Here is a 15,842-nt window from a genome sequence, read left to right as displayed (position 1 = left end):
CACAGGGAAAAGTCGCAGGAGGGGAACCATCCAGGGCCAGCAATACCGAGCATCCGTTCGTGGCAGCAATTTAACGCCATATCAGCGGCCAACTAAACAGCTAAATCTGCCAACCCCATCGCAGCCGCAGCGGCCGATAGCGAGCATTGAAATATGACGCAGCACCTCACAATCGAATAGCCTTGGCCAGCCTAACGCCCAACGGAAGCCCTTATGAGCACAGCCAACAAACCCCTCGCCGGCCTGAAAGTGATTGAGCTCGGCACCCTGATCGCCGGCCCGTTTGCCTCGCGCATCTGCGCGGAGTTTGGCGCCGAGGTGATCAAGGTCGAGTCACCGGACGGCGGCGACCCGCTGCGCAAGTGGCGCAAGCTGTATGAGGGCACTTCGCTGTGGTGGTTTGTGCAGGCGCGCAACAAGCAGTCGATCACCCTTAACCTCAAGCACGAGGCCGGGCGTGAGGTGCTGAAGAAGCTGCTCAGCGAGACCGACATTCTTATTGAGAACTTCCGCCCCGGCGTGCTGGAGAAACTTGGCCTGGGCTGGGACGCGCTGCATGCACTGAACCCTAAATTGGTGATGGTGCGTCTGTCGGGCTTCGGTCAAACAGGCCCGATGAAGGATCAGCCGGGTTTCGGCGCGGTGGGCGAATCCATGGGCGGACTGCGTTATATCACCGGCTTCGAGGACCGCCCGCCGGTGCGCACCGGCATCAGCATTGGCGACTCGATTGCTGCGTTGTGGGGCGTGATCGGCGCATTGATGGCGCTGCGTCATCGTGAAGTGAACGGCGGCTGCGGCCAGGTGGTCGACGTGGCGCTGTATGAGGCGATCTTCGCCATGATGGAGTCCATGGTGCCGGAGTTCGATGTGTTCGGATTTATCCGCGAGCGCACTGGCAACATCATGCCCGGCATCACCCCCTCCTCGATTCACACCAGCAGCGACGGCAAACATATCCAGATCGGCGCCAACGGTGATGCGATCTTCAAGCGCTTTATGCAGGCCATCGGCCGCCAGGACCTGGCCGACGACGCGACCTTGGCCAGCAATGACGGCCGTGATGCGCGTCGCGACGAGCTGTATGGCGTGATTGATCGCTGGGTCGGCTCATTGCCGCTGCAGCAGGTGCTCGATGCACTGAACCAGGCCGAGGTGCCTGCCAGCCGCATTTTCAGCGCCGAGGACATGTTCCATGACCCGCAATTTCTCGCCCGAGAAATGCTTCTGTCGGCCAAGCTGCCAGACGGCAAAGCCTTCAAGATGCCCGGCATCGTACCCAAACTCAGCGACACACCGGGTGAAGTGAACTGGGTCGGCCCGGAGCTGGGCGAGCACAATGAACAGGTGCTGAGCGGGCTGGGCTACAGCGGTGAACAGATCGCCCAATTGCGCAGTGAGGGCGCCATCTGATCAACCACTCCGCTAAAGGTGAACGCCATATTTGGCGTAGATCCCCTCAATAACCCCGCGCCGCTTGAGCATCAAAATGGCCGCATCGAGCTTATCCAACCAGGCTTCGTGGCGAGGATGAATGCGCATGCTGACATCGAAAGAGCTCATCACGTCGCCGATTTCGAGGTGACGGTACTCCGGATTCTTGACCAGACTGTATTGGGCAATCGCCTTGTTGACCACAATTTGATCGAACCGCGACTTGGCCAACATTTCCAGCAACTGCGCTTCATTCAGCGCATTGCGCCGATCAAGCTGCCCCGCCTCGATCAACGCACGCAGGTCAGGGTAGGCATAGCCCCGCACCAACCCCACTGACTTGCCGCGCAAATCCTCAGGCCGCGACACCGGGAAAGCTTTACCCGGAGCAAACACCATGACATCGACAACCTTGCCAAACGGCACCGAAAACACCCCAGGCGTCGATTGCCCCTGCACCCACCCCGGATAAACACCCGGCTCGATATCGAGCTGCCCGCCGTTGAACAGCAGGCCAATACGCGGATAGGGGTAGTACTGCACGCTGAAGGTGTCGCCCGTGAGCTTGCCTAGCTCATCGAAGATATCCTGATAGATACCGGTCTTACCCTGCTCGATCATCATCGGCGGGTAGTTATAAAAGCCGACTTCAAAGGTGGCGGCGTAAGCGCCAGCCTGGAAATAGATACCGCACAGCAACACAACCGCCTTGATCAACCACTTCACCCGACTACCTCTACTGCACAACACACTGCCGCTAAAACGCGCCAGACCACCAGGCGACTGCAGCACCCAGCACGAGCAAACCCAACAACCAGAAGATACCGCCATGCCCACCAGACTGCACCACCGATACACCGCCCGCCCGTCGCTCAGACGTGTAGCCATCCACGGCATCCTTGGCCTCTTTCAAACCCATCCCCCTGAGCTCGCGCAGCAGCTTGATCGCCTCGATTTTCTGCCCGCGCTCAAGTGCCGCCACCACCTCCACTGGTAAACCCTGATCAAACTCAGCCATCACACACCCCGCTCCAGCAACCTTCCCAGAGCATAGCCACAAAAAAAGCCGGCCCCTTGCGGGTACCGGCTTTATTGACCAGCGCCAGGCTTACAGCGGCTTGCCGCGATTGCCGTGCTGAGCCACAAAGCTCTGTACGGTTTTCAGATCATTGGCCAGTACCGTGCAGCGCTCTTCACGCTCGAACAGATCCGCCAGGTGCGCCGGCAACGCCGGCGCCTGGCCTACGCCAGCCTTCTCAACGGCTTCCGGGAATTTCACCGGATGCGCGGTGCCCAGGATGACCATCGGCGTCGCCAGGCTACGACGGCATTCACGGGCGGCACGCACGCCAATCGCGGTGTGCGGGTCGAGCAGCTCACCGCACTCGTTGAACACCTCGGTGATGGTTTCGCAGGTCTGCGCATCATCCACGGCGAGGGAGTCGAACAGCTTGCGTGCTTCGGTCCAACGATCCTGATCAACGCTGAAGCCGCCGCCCTGCTTGAAGGTGGCCATCAACTCGGCAATCGCCGCGCCGTTGCGACCGTGCAGGTCAAACAGCAGGCGCTCGAAGTTCGACGAGACCATGATATCCATGGACGGCGACAGGGTCGGGTGCAGGGTGTCCTTCACGTACTGATTGCCGCTCATAAAGCGGTGCAGGATGTCGTTACGGTTGGTCGCAACGATCAGCTGGCTGATCGGCAGACCCATATTGCGCGCCAGGTAACCGGCGAAAATATCGCCGAAGTTGCCAGTCGGCACCGAGAACGCGATGGAGCGTGCAGGCCCGCCGAGCTGCAGGGCCGCGTGGAAGTAGTAAACGATCTGGGCCATGATCCGCGCCCAGTTGATCGAATTGACCGCCACCAGACGCGTGCCCTTGAGGAAGCCCTGATCAGCGAAGCTGTCCTTGACCATTTCCTGGCAGTCATCGAAGTTGCCTTCGATGGCGATGTTATGGATGTTGTCGCCGAGGATGGTGGTCATCTGCCGGCGCTGCACTTCGGACACGCGGTTGTGCGGGTGCATGATAAAGATGTCGACGTTGTCGCAGGCCTTGCAGCCCTCGATGGCCGCCGAACCGGTATCACCAGAGGTGGCGCCCATGATCACAACGCGCTCGTTGCGCTTGGCAAGCACGTAATCGAGCAAACGGCCAAGCAACTGCAGGGCGAAGTCCTTGAAGGCCAGGGTCGGGCCGTGGAACAGTTCCAGCACCCACTCGTTGCCGTTCAGCTGACGCAACGGGGCGACAGCGCTATGGGCGAATACACCGTAGGTTTCTTCGAGGATCTTTTTGAAGTCGGCATCCGGAATGCTGCCGGTGACAAACGGGCGCATCACCCGGAAGGCCAGCTCGTGGTACGGCAGGCCAGCCCAGGAGGCGATTTCTTCCTGGGTAAAGCGCGGCAGGTTTTCCGGCACATACAGGCCGCCATCGCTGGCCAGGCCAGCGAGCAGCACATCTTCGAAATTCAGGGCCGGTGCCTGGCCACGGGTACTGATATAGCGCATAAGGGCAAACCTTCGGTTGAATCTTTAAAAGCCGCAGCTGCCTGCGGCCAGAGGCTGATTAGTTCAACTGCTCGACGCGGATACGCACAACGCTGCCAACCACATCTTCGAGCGCCTCAAGGGCACTGATCGCCTCGTTGATCTGCGCTTCGACCACGCGATGAGTGACCAGAATCATCGGCACCAGGCCATCCTGCTCCTCGACTTCCTTCTGCATGATCGACTCGATATTGATCCCGCGCGCCGACAGAATGCTCGCCACCTGGGCCAGTACGCCCGGATGATCCTTGGCCTGGATGCGCAGGTAATAGGCACTCTCGCAGGCTTCGATCGGCAGAATCGGGTGATCGGACAGCGAGTCCGGCTGGAAGGCCAGGTGTGGCACGCGGTTGGTCGGATCGGCCGTCAGCGCGCGAACCACATCAACCAGATCGGCGATGACCGAGGACGCGGTCGGCTCCATGCCGGCGCCAGCGCCGTAGAACAAGGTGCTGCCAGCAGCGTCGCCATTGACCATCACCGCGTTCATCACGCCATTGACGTTGGCAATCAGGCGATCCGCCGGGATCAGCGTCGGGTGTACACGCAGTTCGATGCCAGCGTCGGTGCGGCGCGCCACACCGAGGTGCTTGATGCGATAGCCAAGTGCTTCGGCGTAGTTCACGTCAGCGGTGGTCAGCTTGGTGATGCCTTCGGTGTAGGCCTTGTCGAACTGCAGCGGAATACCAAAGGCGATAGACGCCAGGATGGTCAGCTTGTGCGCGGCGTCGATGCCTTCGACGTCGAAGGTCGGATCGGCCTCGGCATAACCCAGCGCCTGCGCTTCGGCCAGCACGTCGTCAAAGGTGCGACCCTTCTCGCGCATTTCACTGAGGATAAAGTTGCCAGTACCGTTGATGATCCCGGCCAGCCAGTTGATGCGATTGGCCGCCAGGCCTTCACGAATCGCCTTGATCACCGGGATACCGCCAGCAACAGCGGCTTCAAAGGCGACGATCACGCCCTTTTCGCGGGCCTTGGCGAAAATTTCATTGCCGTGCACGGCGATCAGCGCCTTGTTGGCGGTGACCACATGCTTGCCGTTCTCGATGGCCTTGAGCACCAGCTCCTTGGCCAGGGTGTAACCGCCAATCAGCTCGATAACGATATCGATCTCAGGGTTGTTCACCAGCTCAAACACATCGCTGGTCAGGCTAATACCGGTGGTGTCGTACTGCGGCTTGGGCGAGCGAATGGCAATCTGGGCAACTTCAATACCACGCCCTGCGCGCCGGGTAATTTCCTCGGCATTTCGCTTGAGTACATTCAACGTACCGCCACCGACGGTACCCAGCCCACAGATGCCTACTTTCACCGGTTTCACACTGAACTCCCCATCTGCACTGCGTAAAACGGCCGGAGCAAGCCCCGGCCGTAGAAAAAGAGCCGCACCATACGAAGCGGCTGTTTATTAGTCAATCAGGCGCGCGCCTCAGATCACTTGGATTCCAGGGCTATTTTCGCCAGCTGCGGTGCTGGTTGATAGCCGGGAATGATCTTGCCATTGGCCAAGACGATGGCCGGCGTACCGCTAACCCCGATCATCTGCCCCAGCGCGTACTGCTTGGCAACCGGGCTGTTGCACTGCGCATCTGCCACGCCCTGGCGGCTTTTTGCGCGGTTCATGGCGTCCTGCTGGTCCTTGGCGCACCAGACATTCGACAGCTCTCTGGCCGCAGCACTTTCCAGGCCCTGACGCGGGAAGGCCAGGTAACGCACCTCAACGCCGAGACGATTGAGCTCAGGCACTTCGCTGTGCAGCTTCTGGCAATAACCGCAATCGGTGTCGGTGAATACGGTGATATGGGTTTTCGGCTGCTTGGGCGCAAACACCACCATTTCCGCGGCAGGAATGGCGTCCAGCAGCTTGACCACGCCCTTGCTCTCAGCGGCCTCGGTCAGGTTCACCGGCTTACCGTCCTTGACCTGAAACAGGTAACCCTGCAGCAGGAACTGGCCGTCAGCGCTGGTGTACAGCTGCCGACCACCGGCCAGCTCGACCTGATAAACGCCAGGCATCGGACTTTCGGCAATTGCCTCAATCGGCAGAGCCGGATCGATAGCTTTGAGGCTATTGCGGATAGCCTGATCGGCATCGGCGGCAACGCCCACGCTGCTGGCCAGACCCAAGGCCAATGCAACAACAATGCGGTTAAAACGCATACAAACTCCCGGCAGAAAACGACCCAACAAAAGATGCACGCAGCCTACCATAGAAGCCCACAGAGACCGACCATCGCAGGCTGGACGGCGTTCTCAGCCTCGCGGGTGGTGCTGCGCATGCAACTCCTGCAGCCGCGCGCGGGCAACATGGGTGTAGATCTGCGTGGTCGACAGATCGCTGTGCCCCAACAGCATCTGCACCACGCGCAAATCGGCGCCGTGATTGAGCAGGTGCGTGGCAAAGGCATGGCGCAGGGTATGCGGCGACAGGCTCTTGGCAATCCCCGCCACCTTGGCCTGGTGTTTGATGCGATACCAGAAGGTTTGCCGAGTCATCTGCTCGCCACGCAGGCTGGGAAACAGCACATCACTGGGCTTGCCATCCAGCAGAAACGGCCGCGCCTCCTTGCTGTAGCGCTCGATCCAGGCAATCGCCTCTTCACCTAGCGGCACCAGGCGCTCCTTGCTGCCCTTGCCGAAGACGCGCAGCACACCCTGACGCAGATTGACCTGCTCCAGCGTCAAGCCAATCAACTCACTGACACGCAGACCGCAGGCATACAGCACCTCAAGCATCGCCCGGTCGCGCAGACCAATCGGGTCATCCAGCTCGGGAGCGGCCAGCAAGGCCTCGACATCGGCTTCGGACAGCGACTTGGGCAGCGGCCGCCCCAGCTGTGGCAAATCCACCTGCAGGGTCGGGTCACGACTGATCAGCTGTTCACGCAGAAGAAACCGGTAGAAACCGCGCAAGCCCGAGAGCAGGCGCGCGGTAGAGCGCGCCTTGTAGCCCTCATTCAGGCGCCAGGCCAGGTGATCGAGAATCAGCTCACGCCCCGCATCCGGCAGCTGCACATCACGCACCTGCAGCCAGCCATTGAACAGCGCTAGATCACTGCGGTAGGCAGCGCGCGTGTGGGCCGACAAGCCCTTTTCCAACCATAACGACTCAAGAAAACGGTCAATCAGCGGATGATCGATAGCTGGCATCAAGAAACCTCAAACGATACGCCCGATAGTGTCTACGAGCGCAGCGCCATGGGCCAGCGCTAAGCATACGAACACAACATCGCGTCGAATGGTCGACAAACAACCGACCAGCGGTGGCGAGAGCAATAGGAAAAGCCGCCGTCACCCTATCTTTGGGAGGGTGACAGAGCGCCATTTGCAGACCATGATTGCATCACGCCACTACAGCACAACGGTGCCCACGCATGTCCAGCCAACAGCATTCACGTCTTGGTCAGATTCTGATCAACAAAGGACTGATTAACCGCGGCCAGCTGGATGCTGCCATTCAACTGCAACTGACCAACCACAAACGCCTGGGCGAGACACTGATCGAGCAAGGCTGGCTAACCGAACGCCAGCTGAAAAAGGCCCTCAGCAAACAGAACAACCTGCGCCTGGCCGCCACCCTGGTTGCAGCGCTGCTCAGCCCCTTCCAGATCGCCAGCGCCGACGCCCCGAAAAACGCGCCCAACGCCATCAGCCAGGAACAAACACCGCGCGGCCTACGCCCCCTGAGCGACATGGAATTGAGCAATGTCAGCGCCCAAGGCCTGGATGATGTGCTGCAAGGCCTGTTTCTCCAAGCCGGCAGCGGTGATGGCCTGGGCACCGTCGGCCAACTGAGCAAACTGGTGATGCCAGTGCTGAGCAGCCTTGAGGCGGAAACCTCGATGAAGGATGTGCAGTACGACACCAGCAAATTGACCTCAGTGATCAACGCCGACGGCTCGGTGAACGTGCGCCTGCCCAGCTCGATTGGCGAGCTGCGCTTCGACAATATCCGCGTCGCCGGCGCCCCCCAGGGCCAGAGCATGGGCAGCCTGAGCCTGCATGACATCGACCTGTCGCAAGCTTCGCTGAAGATCAGCCTTCGTTAACCGCACCCGATAATCGAAACGCAGAAACGAAAAAAGCAGCCCGAAGGCTGCTTTTTTATTGGAAAGCCGAGACTTAGCCCAGTTTTTCCTTGATACGTGCTGCCTTACCGGACAGGTCACGCAGGTAGTACAGCTTGGCTTTACGTACGTCACCGCGACGCTTAACGGCCAGGCTGTCAACCAGCGGGCTGTAGGTCTGGAAAGTACGCTCAACGCCAACACCGTTGGAGATCTTACGAACAGTGAAAGCACTGTTCAGACCACGGTTACGCTTGGCGATTACCACGCCTTCGAAAGCCTGCAGACGCTGACGGTCGCCTTCTTTCACTTTAACCTGGACAACAATAGTGTCACCCGGTGCGAAAGTCGGGATCTCTTTGCCCATCTGCTCAGCTTCGAGCTGCTGAATAATCTTGTTGGTCATGCTGCGCTCCTAAGACAGGCCTCGGCCGGTCATCGATACATTAACTATCGTCCCGCTGGCGGACGTATTCCTCCAGCAGCTTCTTCTCTTCTCCAGAAAGCGAGCGGCTTTCCAGAAGATCGGCGCGTCGTTCGTAGGTCCGACCAAGGGACTGCTGCAAACGCCAGCGCCGGATGTGTTCGTGGTTGCCACTAAGCAACACGTCGGGAACACGTTTATCCGCATACACCTCCGGGCGGGTGTAGTGCGGGCAGTCGAGCAAGCCATCCGTAAAGGAGTCTTCCTCGGCCGAATCTGCATGACCCAATGCACCAGGCAAAAGGCGCGTTACCGCGTCGATCAGCACCATGGCCGGCAGCTCACCGCCAGACAGGACGTAGTCCCCAATCGACCATTCTTCATCGACATGCGCCTCAATAAAGCGCTCATCAATGCCTTCGTAGCGGCCGGCAATCAGGATTAACGCATCCTCATTGACCAGTTCGCGTACTGCTGACTGCGTCAGCTGGCGACCTTGCGGCGACAGGTAAATCACCTTGGCCGCACCACCTGCAGCGTGCTTCGCTTCAAGCAAAGCATCTTCAAGCGGCTTGATCTTCATCACCATGCCTGGGCCACCGCCAAAAGGCCGATCATCCACGGTGTGGTGACGGTCTGTGGTGTAGCTACGCGGGTTCCAGCAGGTCAATTGCAACAAACCCTGCTTCACCGCTCGGCTGGTAATGCCGTATTCGCTGATAGCGGCAAACATTTCCGGGAACAGCGTAATGACTTCAACGCGCAGATTTGGCATCAGGCTTAGAAGTCCGCATCCCAGTCGACCCGCATTTCGCCAGCACTCAGATCAATCGACAACACGCATTGCTCGGTATAGGGCAACAGGCGCTCACGATCATCCAGGCTGTCGGTGCAGGGTTTGACCACCATCACATCGTTGGCACCGGTTTCTAGCAGGTGATCAATCTTGCCGAGCAATTGCCCTGCCTGATCAATAACCTTGAGACCTTCCAACTGGTACCAGTAGTACTCGCCGTCAGCCAATTCAGGGAACAGGTTGCGCGGCACACAGATCTCATAACCGGCGAGAAGACGCGCTTCTTCACGATCATCAAGACCCTTGAGCTTCGCGACCAGGAACTTATCACTCCCGCGTCCGCTGACCAGCTCTACCTGTTTGACACTGCCTTCGCGCCTAAGCGTCCAGGACTTGTACTGCAACAGGTTTGCAACAGGATCAGTAAAGGAATACACCTTCACTTCACCGCGAACGCCATGTACAGAGTAGATCTTGCCGATAACGATCAAATCATCGGTAGAAACAGGCGTCGCACTCATATTGCTTAGGCCGCAGCCTTAGCAGCGTCCTTCAACAACTGAGCAACACGATCAGAAGGCTGTGCGCCAACGCTCAGCCAATGGGCCAGGCGATCTTGCTTCACGGACAGACGAACTTCCTGACCACGAGCGATCGGGTTGAAGAAACCGATTTCTTCTTTATGCGAACCGTCGCGTGGGTTACGGCTGTCGGTCACGTTGATTTTGTAGAACGGGCGCTTTTTGGAGCCGCCAAGGGCAAGACGAATCGTTAGCATGTGAACATAGTTCCTGTAGTCGGTGCTGCAAATCTAAATGCACAGCGGGCATGGGTGCCCGAAAGGCCGCATATTCTAAGGAATATCCGGATTTTTGCAAATGGCTTTTTCAGGCGCATGAGGCCGTGCAAGCAAGATTTGCCAGAGGGCCGCGGTCCAAACCGGCCAATCAGCTCCCGCGAAAGGCGGGTTTACTGTAAACACCCGCCAACTCAGCGGGGTTTGCGCCGACATTGCTGCCGACGCGGATTCCTTACATTTTCGGCAGACCGCCCGGCATCATCCCGCCCATGCCGCGCATCATCTTGGCCATACCGCCTTTGGCAGTGAATTTCTTCATCATCTTTTGCATCTGCTTGTGCTGCTTGATCAGACGACCAATATCCTGCACCTGGGTACCGGAACCCATGGCGATGCGGCGCTTGCGCGAGCCGCTGATGATTTCCGGGTCGCGGCGTTCCTGAGGAGTCATCGAGTTGATGATCGCCTCCATCTGTTTGAACTGCTTCTCGGCCGCGCCTTGGGCATTGCCCATCTGCGCCAGATTGACGCCGCCCATCTGCGGCAGCTTGTCCATCAGGCCGCCAAGGCCGCCCATGTTCTTCATTTGTTGCAGCTGATCACGAAAGTCTTCGAGGTCGAAGCCCTTGCCCTTCTTCAGCTTTTTGGTGAGTTTCTCGGCTTTCTCGCGATCCAGGGTCTGCTCGGCCTGCTCGATCAGACTGAGTACGTCGCCCATACCGAGAATGCGCGAGGCAATCCGGTCCGGGTGGAAAGGCTCAAGCGCCTCGGTCTTCTCGCCCATACCGATAAACTTGATCGGCTTGCCGGTAATCGCCCGCACCGACAACGCCGCACCGCCGCGCGCATCACCGTCGACCTTGGTCAGCACCACGCCAGTCAGCGGCAGCGCATCATTAAAGGCCTTGGCGGTGTTGGCAGCATCCTGGCCGGTCATGGCGTCGACCACGAACAGGGTTTCGACCGGTTTGATCGCCGCGTGCAGCGCCTGGATCTCCGCCATCATCTCGGCATCGATGGCCAGACGACCGGCGGTATCGACGATCACTACATCAATAAACTTGAGCTTGGCTTCCTTGATCGCCGCTTCCGCAATATCAACCGGCTTCTGGCTGAGATCGGAGGGAAAGAAGGTCACGCCAATATCATTGGCCAGGGTTTCCAGCTGCTTGATCGCCGCCGGACGGTAAACGTCGGCAGACACCACCATCACGGTCTTCTTCTTGCGCTCTTTAAGAAAGCGCGCCAGCTTACCGACGGTAGTGGTCTTACCCGCCCCTTGCAGACCGGCCATCAGCACCACGGCTGGCGGCACAGCATTCAGCGCCAGGTCTTCGTTGGCCGCGCCCATCAGCTCTTCGAGTTCGGCGCGGACGATCTTCACGAACGCCTGGCCCGGGGTCAGGCTCTTCGACACTTCGGTGCCGACCGCGCGATCCTTGACCTTATTAACGAAGTCCTTGACCACCGGCAGGGCAACGTCAGCCTCAAGCAAGGCCATGCGCACTTCACGCAAGGTGTCCTTGATGTTGTCTTCGCTCAGCTTGGCTTTGCCAGTGACATTTCGCAGGGTCTGCGAGAGGCGGTCAGTCAGATTTTCGAACATGCGCGTTCCTTTCAGGCTCAGTCGAGCCGAGGGTGGGCTTGCAACAGGTGGCGGATTATAGCGAAGACTGCAAGGCACCGACACCGCCAGACGCTTTCGTGGCGCACGGGTTGTATGCCACACTGGCCGCCTTTCGGGTTTGCCTGACAAGGATTTATGCACCCTCTGCTACCCAGCCTCGCCGCTGCCTGCCTCTACGCCGGAGCCGCACTCTATCAAGGCCTGCGCCTGCAACAGCGCAGCACATCCAACAAGCGCCTGCTGATTGCACTCGGCACACTGGCGCTGCTGCTGCACGGCAGCAGCCTGTTTCTGCAGATGTTCGATGCCAGCGGTTTGTCGCTGGACTTCTTCAAGGCCGCTAGCCTGATTGCTGCTGCCGTAATTCTGCTGACGCTGCTGGCCTGCACGCGCATCCCGGTGGAAAACCTGCTGTTGCTGCTGTTTCCCCTGGGCTTTATCACCGTGCTACTCGCCGAATTTATGCCCAGCGGCACCACCCAGGCCATTGATGAAGCGCCCGGCATCCTGGCGCATATCCTGCTGTCAATCACGGCCTACGGCATGCTGACGATTGCGGTGTTCCAGTCGCTGCTCCTGCTGCTGCAGGACCATCAACTCAAGCACAAGCACCCATCGGGGCTGATCAAGAACTTCCCGCCCCTGCAAACCATGGAAAGCCTGCTGTTTGGCTTCCTCTGGGCTGGCTGGGCGCTGCTGTCGCTTTCACTGCTATCTGGCGCGCTGTTTATCAGCGATCTGTTTGCCCAGCACCTGGCGCATAAAACCATCCTCTCGTGCTTTGCCTGGGTGGTATTTGCCGTGCTGTTGTGGGGCCGCCACCAACTCGGCTGGCGTGGCCACAAAGCCATTCGCTGGACCCTGGCGGGCTTCTGCCTGCTGATGCTGGCCTACTTCGGCAGCAAGCTGGTTCGCGAATTTATCCTGCATATCTGAGACCCCTTCCGTGGAAAACGCACACCCCGGCTTCCTGTTCGGCCTGCTGATCTTTCTGCTGCTCTGCTCAGCGTTCTTTTCCAGCTCGGAAACCGGCATCCTCAGCCTCAATCGTTATCGCCTCAAGCACCTGACCAAAGAAGGTCACCGCGGGGCAAAGCGTGTCAGCGCGCTACTCAGCCGCCCGGACCGCCTGCTCGGCACCATCCTGATCGGCAACAACTTCGTCAATATTCTCGCCTCCGCCATCGCCACGGTGCTGGCCATCAAACTCTGGGGCGAAGCCGGAATTGCCATCGCGACAATCGGCCTGACCCTGGCGCTGCTGATCTTCGGTGAAATCACCCCCAAGACCCTGGCAGCCCTGCACCCGGAGCGGGTCGCCTACCCATTCAGCCTGCCTCTGCTGGTACTGCTTAAGCTGTTCTATCCACTGGTGGTGCTGCTCGGCTGGATCACCAATGGCCTGCTCAGGCTGCTGGGCGTCGACCCCACCAGCAAAAGCAGCGACAGCCTGTCCACCGAAGAGCTGCGCAGCGTGGTGCGTGAATCTGGCGCCGGCATGCCGAAGAATCGCCAGAACATGCTGCTTGGCATCCTCGACCTTGAGCGGGTGACGGTGGACGACATCATGATTCCGCGCAACGAAGTCACCGGTATCAACCTGGATGACGATATTGAAAGCATCATAAGCCTGCTGACCAACACCACCCACACGCGCCTGCCGGTGTTCCGCACCGACATCAATCAGATCGAAGGCATCGTGCATATGCGCCAGATTGCCCGACTGCTGACGCACAACGAGCTGAGCAAAGAAGCGCTACTGGCCGCCTGCAACGAGCCGTACTTCGTACCCGAAGGCACGCCACTGTCGACTCAGCTGATCAACTTTCAGAAGCAGAAACGCCGGATTGGCATCGTCGTCGATGAGTACGGCGACGTGATTGGCATCGTTACCCTGGAAGACATCCTCGAAGAAATCGTCGGTGACTTCAGCAACCAGGACACCTTGCGCAGCCCGGATATTCACCCCCAGGAAGATGGCACCCAGGTAATCGATGGCGCCGCCTATATTCGCGAAATCAACAAGGCGCTGGACTGGCACCTGCCCTGCGATGGCCCAAAAACCCTCAACGGCCTGGTGACCGAGGCGCTGGAAAGCATCCCTGACAGCGCCGTGTGCCTGAAAATCGGCCCTTATCGCCTGGAAATTCTGCAGTCGTCAGATAACCGGGTAAAAAGCGTGCGCGCCTGGCAAACCAAGCCTAAGGCGCACGCCGAGCCGCCGGCGCAAGACTGACGGCCAGCCCCTGCGCCCACACGCGATAGCCTAGACCTGACGGGTGATAACCATCACGCGCCAGGTACTCGGCGGAAAACTCCAGCTCAACCGCGTGATGCCCTACCCCCAGGTTTGCCGCTAGCTGGCGCAAGCGCGCATCCAGCAAGCCTGCGCGCATCCCGAGCAACCGCCGCAGCAGCCAGGGCAAGGCGCTGAAATGCTGCAGCGGCGGCACACTGCTAAACGCCACCCGAGCGCCGCGCGCGGCCAACGCTTCAGCCATACCGCCGAGTGCGGCGTCCCAACGGGGTAATGAGGTCAGGTGGGTGGTGTCATTGACGCCGAACACCAGCAGCGCCAGATCAAAGGGCTGATCGAGCACCTGCGGCAACAGCCGCTCATAAGCCTGCGCAGCGGTAATGCCATTCTCGCCGCAGGCACGCCAGGCAACCGGGTGACCGCAACGCGCAGCCAGAGCAGTCGCCAGTTGACCGACCAACGCGGCGTCCAGCTCATCCACACCCACGCCAACCACGGTCGACTCACCCAGTACCAGCAGGCGCAATGGCTCGCCCGGCAAGTCCGCGCCTGCAACGCCACTCAACAACCCGGCCGCTGGCGGTAAACGAAGGGTGTTACGGCGCGTGCGCAGCGCTAGCGGCAAGGCAATCGGCGCCAACAACAGCAACCCTAGCCACCAGGCATAGGCACGCAGTGCATTCACAACTCGACCTTGACCGCCTGCGCCGCACGCGTGGCCTTGGCCCGCGCAGCCTGCAATGACTCGTCACGAGCCAGCGCCACACCCATACGTCGCTGACCGCTGACTTCCGGCTTGCCGAACAGGCGCAGAGCGGTATCCGGTTCAGCCAGAGCCGCCGCCAGATTGCCGAAGCTGACCTGCTGCGACTCGCCCTCGACCAATATCACCGCAGAAGCCGATGGGCCGAACTGACGGATGGCCGGAATCGGCAAGCCGAGAATCGCCCGCGCATGCAGGGCGAACTCGGACAGATCCTGGGAAATCAGGGTGATCAGGCCAGTGTCGTGCGGGCGCGGCGATATTTCGCAGAACCACACCTGATCACCTTTGACGAATAGCTCGACGCCAAACAGCCCGCGCCCACCCAGCGACTCGGTAACCGCCAGGGCGATGCGCTCGGCTTCGGCCTGGGCCTTGGCACTCATCGGCTGCGGCTGCCAGGATTCCTGATAGTCACCCTTGACCTGACGATGACCAACAGGCGCACAGAAGGTGGTGCCGCCACTATGGCGCACGGTAAGCAGGGCGATTTCATAGTCGAAATCGATAAAGCCCTCGACTATCACTCGGCCCTTGCCCGCGCGGCCACCGGCCTGGGCGTAATCCCAGGCGGCTTGCAGATCATCCAGGCTTTTCAGCACCGACTGGCCCTTGCCCGAAGAACTCATGATCGGTTTGATCAGACAGGGAAAGCCGATGCTCTCGACTGCGGCGCGGCACTGCTCAAAGGAGTCGGCAAACTGATAGGGCGAGGTCGGCAGGCCCAGCTCTTCGGCGGCCAGACGGCGGATACCTTCGCGGTTCATGGTCAACTGCGCGGCGCGGGCGCTGGGGATTACGGTAAAGCCTTCATTCTCCAGCTCGACCAGGGTCGCGGTGGCAATCGCCTCGATTTCCGGGACGATGTAATGCGGTTGCTCCAGCTCGATCACCGCCCGCAGCGCGTCACCGTCGAGCATATTGATCACATGGCTGCGGTGCGCCACCTGCATGGCCGGCGCATTGGCGTAGCGATCCACGGCGATCACCTCGACGCCCAGACGCTGAAACTCGATCACCACTTCCTTGCCCAGCTCGCCTGAGCCACACAACAGCACACGGGTCGCGCTCGGCGACAAAGGGGTTCCGATACGGGGCATGGTGAATCCTCAAAC

General features: G+C 59.8%; 16 protein-coding genes and 1 pseudogene. 4 read left to right on the top strand and 13 right to left on the bottom strand.

What is annotated here, in order from left to right; translation table 11 throughout:
- Window positions 1-182: 182 nt before the first annotated feature.
- Window positions 183-1,413, top strand: a pseudogene (locus Q8O69_RS07070) (CaiB/BaiF CoA transferase family protein).
- 12 nt (window positions 1,414-1,425) lie between these two features.
- Here the strand turns inward: Q8O69_RS07070 and Q8O69_RS07065 are convergent.
- The 6 genes from Q8O69_RS07065 to xerD all read right to left on the bottom strand — a co-directional run bounded on the left by Q8O69_RS07065 (window position 1,426) and on the right by xerD (window position 7,144).
- Entirely contained in the window at window positions 1,426-2,160 is a 735-nt protein-coding gene (locus Q8O69_RS07065) for an ABC transporter substrate-binding protein (protein WP_305590758.1), read from the bottom strand.
- A 31-nt stretch (window positions 2,161-2,191) separates the two neighbouring features.
- On the bottom strand, window positions 2,192-2,452 hold the full coding sequence (locus Q8O69_RS22135) for a ribosomal protein L7/L12 (RefSeq protein ID WP_371136059.1): 261 nt from the start codon (window positions 2,450-2,452) through the stop codon (window positions 2,192-2,194).
- Between the two features lie 90 nt (window positions 2,453-2,542).
- Complete coding sequence (thrC, locus tag Q8O69_RS07055; RefSeq protein ID WP_305590756.1) at window positions 2,543-3,952, bottom strand: threonine synthase; 1,410 nt, start codon at window positions 3,950-3,952, stop codon at window positions 2,543-2,545.
- A gap of 58 nt (window positions 3,953-4,010) precedes the next feature.
- Window positions 4,011-5,315 carry a homoserine dehydrogenase gene (locus Q8O69_RS07050; RefSeq protein ID WP_305590754.1) on the bottom strand — a complete coding sequence of 435 codons (1,305 nt, stop codon included), beginning with the start codon at window positions 5,313-5,315 and terminating at the stop codon, window positions 4,011-4,013.
- Between the two features lie 113 nt (window positions 5,316-5,428).
- Window positions 5,429-6,154 (bottom strand): thioredoxin fold domain-containing protein, encoded by a 726-nt coding sequence (locus tag Q8O69_RS07045; protein ID WP_305590752.1) that lies wholly within the window; start codon window positions 6,152-6,154, stop codon window positions 5,429-5,431.
- A gap of 93 nt (window positions 6,155-6,247) precedes the next feature.
- Window positions 6,248-7,144: a site-specific tyrosine recombinase XerD gene (gene xerD, locus Q8O69_RS07040; RefSeq protein WP_305590750.1), complete on the bottom strand. Its 897-nt coding sequence runs from the start codon at window positions 7,142-7,144 to the stop codon at window positions 6,248-6,250.
- A 224-nt stretch (window positions 7,145-7,368) separates the two neighbouring features.
- Here xerD and Q8O69_RS07035 point away from each other — a divergent pair, with 224 nt between their 5' ends.
- Window positions 7,369-8,043 (top strand): hypothetical protein, encoded by a 675-nt coding sequence (locus tag Q8O69_RS07035; protein ID WP_305590749.1) that lies wholly within the window; start codon window positions 7,369-7,371, stop codon window positions 8,041-8,043.
- Window positions 8,044-8,116: 73 nt separating this feature from the next.
- Here the strand turns inward: Q8O69_RS07035 and rplS are convergent, their stop codons facing one another.
- From rplS to ffh, 5 genes are all read right to left on the bottom strand, one after another.
- On the bottom strand, window positions 8,117-8,467 hold the full coding sequence (gene rplS / locus Q8O69_RS07030; protein WP_090248568.1) for a 50S ribosomal protein L19: 351 nt from the start codon (window positions 8,465-8,467) through the stop codon (window positions 8,117-8,119).
- 40 nt (window positions 8,468-8,507) lie between these two features.
- A complete protein-coding gene (gene trmD, locus Q8O69_RS07025; RefSeq protein ID WP_305590746.1) occupies window positions 8,508-9,260 on the bottom strand; it encodes a tRNA (guanosine(37)-N1)-methyltransferase TrmD in 753 nt (250 codons plus the stop codon).
- A 5-nt stretch (window positions 9,261-9,265) separates the two neighbouring features.
- Entirely contained in the window at window positions 9,266-9,802 is a 537-nt protein-coding gene (gene rimM / locus Q8O69_RS07020) for a ribosome maturation factor RimM (protein WP_275961057.1), read from the bottom strand.
- 5 nt (window positions 9,803-9,807) lie between these two features.
- Window positions 9,808-10,059 carry a 30S ribosomal protein S16 gene (gene rpsP, locus Q8O69_RS07015; protein ID WP_090239277.1) on the bottom strand — a complete coding sequence of 84 codons (252 nt, stop codon included), beginning with the start codon at window positions 10,057-10,059 and terminating at the stop codon, window positions 9,808-9,810.
- 253 nt (window positions 10,060-10,312) lie between these two features.
- Window positions 10,313-11,686 carry a signal recognition particle protein gene (ffh, locus tag Q8O69_RS07010; protein WP_275961056.1) on the bottom strand — a complete coding sequence of 458 codons (1,374 nt, stop codon included), beginning with the start codon at window positions 11,684-11,686 and terminating at the stop codon, window positions 10,313-10,315.
- A gap of 156 nt (window positions 11,687-11,842) precedes the next feature.
- Here ffh and Q8O69_RS07005 point away from each other — a divergent pair, with 156 nt between their 5' ends.
- Window positions 11,843-12,643 (top strand): inner membrane protein YpjD, encoded by an 801-nt coding sequence (locus tag Q8O69_RS07005; RefSeq protein ID WP_305590743.1) that lies wholly within the window; start codon window positions 11,843-11,845, stop codon window positions 12,641-12,643.
- A gap of 10 nt (window positions 12,644-12,653) precedes the next feature.
- A complete protein-coding gene (locus Q8O69_RS07000; protein WP_305590741.1) occupies window positions 12,654-13,943 on the top strand; it encodes an HlyC/CorC family transporter in 1,290 nt (429 codons plus the stop codon).
- Here the strand turns inward: Q8O69_RS07000 and Q8O69_RS06995 are convergent.
- Together Q8O69_RS06995 and purT are read right to left on the bottom strand one after the other, a co-directional pair.
- Entirely contained in the window at window positions 13,909-14,649 is a 741-nt protein-coding gene (locus Q8O69_RS06995) for an SGNH/GDSL hydrolase family protein (protein WP_305590739.1), read from the bottom strand. The two genes, Q8O69_RS07000 and Q8O69_RS06995, sit on opposite strands and share 35 nt — an antisense overlap.
- Window positions 14,646-15,827, bottom strand: a complete 1,182-nt coding sequence (gene purT / locus Q8O69_RS06990) for a formate-dependent phosphoribosylglycinamide formyltransferase (RefSeq protein WP_305590737.1) — start codon at window positions 15,825-15,827, stop codon at window positions 14,646-14,648. Before purT ends, Q8O69_RS06995 begins: the two co-directional genes overlap by 4 nt.
- Between the last annotated feature and the right edge of the window lie 15 nt (window positions 15,828-15,842).

It is taken from the genome of Pseudomonas sp. (assembly GCF_030690725.1).
Classification (GTDB): domain Bacteria; phylum Pseudomonadota; class Gammaproteobacteria; order Pseudomonadales; family Pseudomonadaceae; genus Aquipseudomonas.
The sequence above is the reverse complement of the archived record's forward strand: the minus strand, read 5'-3'. Positions and strand labels throughout refer to the sequence as shown.